Origin of the sequence: Rhodococcus sp. CX (assembly GCF_015865005.1) — a bacterium.
In the GTDB taxonomy this organism is placed as follows: Bacteria; Actinomycetota; Actinomycetes; order Mycobacteriales; family Mycobacteriaceae; genus Rhodococcus.
Genome location: NZ_JADZGH010000150.1, coordinates 1 through 2,813, shown reverse-complemented (window position 1 = coordinate 2,813; position 2,813 = coordinate 1). Strand labels below are relative to the sequence as shown.

3 protein-coding genes are annotated in these 2,813 nt (G+C 70.8%); 2 read left to right on the top strand and 1 reads right to left on the bottom strand.

Going from position 1 to position 2,813, the window contains the following annotated elements:
- A partial coding sequence (locus I0Q12_RS32965) for a citrate synthase (RefSeq protein ID WP_307846271.1) occupies nucleotides 1-690 on the bottom strand: 690 nt, incomplete at its 3' end.
- A 210-nt stretch (nucleotides 691-900) separates the two neighbouring features.
- Here I0Q12_RS32965 and pdxH point away from each other — a divergent pair.
- Nucleotides 901-1,554, top strand: coding sequence for a pyridoxamine 5'-phosphate oxidase (pdxH, locus tag I0Q12_RS15980; protein ID WP_197252856.1), 654 nt, complete (start codon nucleotides 901-903; stop codon nucleotides 1,552-1,554).
- On the top strand, nucleotides 1,551-2,813 hold a 1,263-nt coding region (locus tag I0Q12_RS15975), incomplete at its 3' end, for an MFS transporter (RefSeq protein WP_197252846.1). The genes pdxH and I0Q12_RS15975, both read left to right, overlap by 4 nt.

Genomic DNA, 2,813 nt, shown 5'->3' with positions numbered 1-2,813 from the left:
GCGTTCGGTCTCCTCGATCATCGGCAGCACCCGGGCGGGGGCGCCGCCGTGCAGCGGTCCGGACATCGCGCCGACCGCGCCGGACAGGGCCGCGGCGGCGTCGGCGCCGGTGGAGGCGATGACGCGCGCGGTGAACGTGGAGGCGTTCATGCCGTGCTCGGCGGCGGAGACCCAGTAGGCGTCGATGGCGGCGGTGTGCGCCGGGTCCGGCTCGCCCTTCCAGCGGACCATGAAGCGTTCGGTGACGGTCTTGGCCTCGTCGATGCGCTTCTGCGGGACCGCGGGCTGGTAGATGCCGCGGGCGGACTGGGCGACGTAGGACAGCGCCATCACCGCGGCGCGGGCGAGGTTGTCGCGGGCGGTGTCGTCGTCGATGTCGAGCAGCGGCTGGAATCCCCAGATGGGGGCGAGCATGGCCAGGCCGGCCTGGACGTCGACGCGGACGTCGCCGGTGTGGATCGGGAGGGGGAACGGTTCGGCCGGGTGCAGGCCGCGACCGAACTTGCCGTCGACGAGCAGTGCCCACACGTCTCCGAAGGTGACACCACGCTCGACGAGGTCCTCGATGTCGACACCGCGGTATCGCAGTGCGCCGCCGTCCTTGTCGGGTTCGGCGATGTCACTGGTGAAGGCAACGACGCCTTCGAGGCCGGCAACGAAATCCTCGGGTACTGACGCGCGCGATGCCACGGTGGACTCTCCTTGTTTTCGTGCGGCCCGGTCCGGGTCGCACTGCTTGTGAGGCGAGGCGCCGGAATGTGATGGGCACCCCACCGCTGTCGTCGAACAAGACTGTAGACCTCCCCGCTGCAGGTCGGACCCGCAGTCTCCGGAGTAGCGTCTTCGCCCGTGTCGTCAGATCCGCAGAACCGACCCCGGCGTCCCGGGGAACTCGCCGCGATGCGCGTCGACTACGCGAAGGCCGGCCCCGAAGGGGCCGCGTCCGTCGACGCCGACCTCGAACCCGAAGACCTCGCCGGCGGCTGGCTGTCGCTGCTGAGGCGGTGGCTCGCCGACGCGATCGCCGCCGAGGTACCGGAACCGAACGCCATGGTGCTCGGCACGGTCGACGAGGACGGCCGCCCGGTGACCCGCACCGTGCTGTGCAAGGACATCGACGCGGACGGCGTCACCTTCTTCACCAACTACGAGTCGAACAAGGGCCGTCAGCTCGCGGCGCGGCCGTACGCGTCCGCGACGTTCGCGTGGCTTCCCGTGCACCGGCAGGTCACCGTGCGGGGACCGGTCACGCGAGTGTCGGCGGAGGAGACCGCCGAGTACTGGCACACCCGGCCGCGTGGTTCGCGGCTCGGCGCGTGGGCGTCGCGGCAGTCGCAGCCGATCGAGTCCCGGGTCGCGCTCGAACAGGCCATGATCGAGGTCGGAGAACGCTACGGCGTCGACGAGGACATCCCGGTCCCGCCGTTCTGGGGTGGCCTGCGGATCACCCCCGAGTCCGTCGAGTTCTGGCAGGGTCGTCCCAACCGCCTCCACAACCGCGTCCTCACCCGGCTCGTCGACGGGCAGTGGTCGACAGTTCGGCTCCAGCCGTGAAGCGCCTGCTCGCCGACACCACCCCGCTGCGCGACCCCGCCTACCGGCGGCTGTGGTCGGCGGGGGTCGTCACCACGATCGGCGCCCAACTCGGTGTGGTCGCGGTGCCGCAGCAGATCTACGAGATCACCCGCAGTTCCGCCTACGTCGGCCTGACCGGTGTGTTCGGGCTGGTCCCGCTGGTGGTGTTCGGTTTGTGGGGCGGGGCGCTGGCCGATGTCATGGACCGGCGACGGCTGCTGACCATCACCACGACCGGTCTCGGCGTGACGGCGCTGCTGCTGTGGGCGCAGGCCGCCGCGGGACTGAACAACGTGTGGTTGCTGCTCGGGCTGTTCGCGGTGCAGCAGGCGTTCTTCGCGGTCAATCAGCCGACGCGGTCCGCGATCATCCCGCGGCTGCTGCCACCGGGGCAGATCGCGGCCGCGACCTCGCTGAACATGACGGTGATGCAGTTCGGGGCGATCGCCGGACCGCTGCTCGCCGGGGTTCTCATCCCGGTACTGGGGCTGTCCGCGCTGTATCTGCTCGACGCCGTCGCGCTGCTCGCCACGCTGTGGGCGGTGGTGCGGCTGCCGGCGATCCCGCCGCTCGGGGAGACCACGAAGGCCGGGCTGCGCGCGGTTTTCGACGGATTCCGGTACCTGTCGACGCAGAAGATCCTGCTCGCCTCGTTCGTGGTCGACATCGTCGCGATGGTCTTCGGCATGGCCCGTGCCCTGTTCCCGCAGATTGCGCACGAGTCGTTCGGCGACCCGGTGTCCGGCGGCTTCGCCCTCGGCCTGCTGTTCGCGGCGATGTCCGTCGGCGCGGTGCTCGGCGGCGTGTTCTCCGGCTGGCTGCCGCGGGTGCGCCGGCAGGGGCTCGCGGTGATCGTGTGCATCGCACTGTGGGGTGTCGCGATGATCGGTTTCGGTGTCACCGTCGCGTTCGCCGAGCCCGGTGACGGTCCCGTGTTGCTCTGGATCGCGTTGGCGTTCCTGGCATTCGGCGGTGCCGTCGACATGGTGTCGGCGGCGTTCCGCTCGACGATGCTCCAGACCGTCGCGACCGACGAGATGCGTGGCCGGCTGCAGGGTGTGTTCATCGTGGTCGTCGCCGGGGGACCGCGCATCGGCGACGTCGCGCACGGTGTCGCCGCGGCGGCGGTCGGCACCGCGGTCGCGGCTGCCGGCGGTGGGGTGCTCGTCGTGATCGGCACCGCGCTCTGTGTGCTCGCGTTCCCCGCGTTCGTGCGGTTCCGGGTCGCGAAAGAGGTC